This is a genomic window from Pseudomonas sp. PDM32 (assembly GCF_019219225.1).
Taxonomy (GTDB): domain Bacteria; phylum Pseudomonadota; class Gammaproteobacteria; order Pseudomonadales; family Pseudomonadaceae; genus Aquipseudomonas; species Aquipseudomonas laurylsulfatiphila.
This window is the reverse complement of record NZ_JAHUWE010000032.1, coordinates 1-1,471: the sequence shown is the minus strand read 5'-3', so window position 1 is coordinate 1,471 and position 1,471 is coordinate 1. Positions and strand designations below refer to the sequence as shown.

Genomic DNA, 1,471 nt, shown 5'->3' with positions numbered 1-1,471 from the left:
TCTCGAACTTTCGGTTCGTTTCGTCTTCACACACCGCAATCTGGCCTTTCGACGCAAATTGCTTGGGTGTTATATGGTCAAGCCTCACGGGCAATTAGTATTGGTTAGCTCAACGCCTCACAGCGCTTACACACCCAACCTATCAACGTCGTAGTCTTCGACGGCCCTTCAGGGGACTCAAGGTCCCAGTGAGATCTCATCTTGAGGCAAGTTTCCCGCTTAGATGCTTTCAGCGGTTATCTTTTCCGAACATAGCTACCCGGCAATGCCACTGGCGTGACAACCGGAACACCAGAGGTTCGTCCACTCCGGTCCTCTCGTACTAGGAGCAGCCCCTCTCAAATCTCAAACGTCCACGGCAGATAGGGACCGAACTGTCTCACGACGTTCTAAACCCAGCTCGCGTACCACTTTAAATGGCGAACAGCCATACCCTTGGGACCGGCTTCAGCCCCAGGATGTGATGAGCCGACATCGAGGTGCCAAACACCGCCGTCGATATGAACTCTTGGGCGGTATCAGCCTGTTATCCCCGGAGTACCTTTTATCCGTTGAGCGATGGCCCTTCCATACAGAACCACCGGATCACTAAGACCTACTTTCGTACCTGCTCGACGTGTCTGTCTCGCAGTCAAGCGCGCTTTTGCCTTTATACTCTACGACCGATTTCCGACCGGTCTGAGCGCACCTTCGTACTCCTCCGTTACTCTTTAGGAGGAGACCGCCCCAGTCAAACTACCCACCATACACTGTCCTCGATCCGGATAACGGACCTGAGTTAGAACCTCAAAGTTGCCAGGGTGGTATTTCAAGGATGGCTCCACGCGAACTGGCGTCCACGCTTCAAAGCCTCCCACCTATCCTACACAAGCAAATTCAAAGTCCAGTGCAAAGCTATAGTAAAGGTTCACGGGGTCTTTCCGTCTAGCCGCGGATACACTGCATCTTCACAGCGATTTCAATTTCACTGAGTCTCGGGTGGAGACAGCGCCGCCATCGTTACGCCATTCGTGCAGGTCGGAACTTACCCGACAAGGAATTTCGCTACCTTAGGACCGTTATAGTTACGGCCGCCGTTTACCGGGGCTTCGATCAAGAGCTTCGCGTTAGCTAACCCCATCAATTAACCTTCCGGCACCGGGCAGGCGTCACACCCTATACGTCCACTTTCGTGTTTGCAGAGTGCTGTGTTTTTAATAAACAGTCGCAGCGGCCTGGTATCTTCGACCGGCGTGGGCTTACGGAGCAAGTCCTTCACCCTCACCGGCGCACCTTCTCCCGAAGTTACGGTGCCATTTTGCCTAGTTCCTTCACCCGAGTTCTCTCAAGCGCCTTGGTATTCTCTACCCAACCACCTGTGTCGGTTTGGGGTACGGTTCCTGGTTATCTGAAGCTTAGAAGCTTTTCTTGGAAGCATGGCATCAACCACTTCGTCACCTGAAAGGTAACTCGTCATCAGCTCTCGGCCTTA

General features: G+C 53.2%; 1 rRNA gene. It reads right to left on the bottom strand.

Annotated features, from left to right (window positions below):
* Window positions 1-73: 73 nt before the first annotated feature.
* Window positions 74-1,471: ribosomal RNA gene (locus KW846_RS29635) — 23S ribosomal RNA — on the bottom strand; the annotation flags it as partial.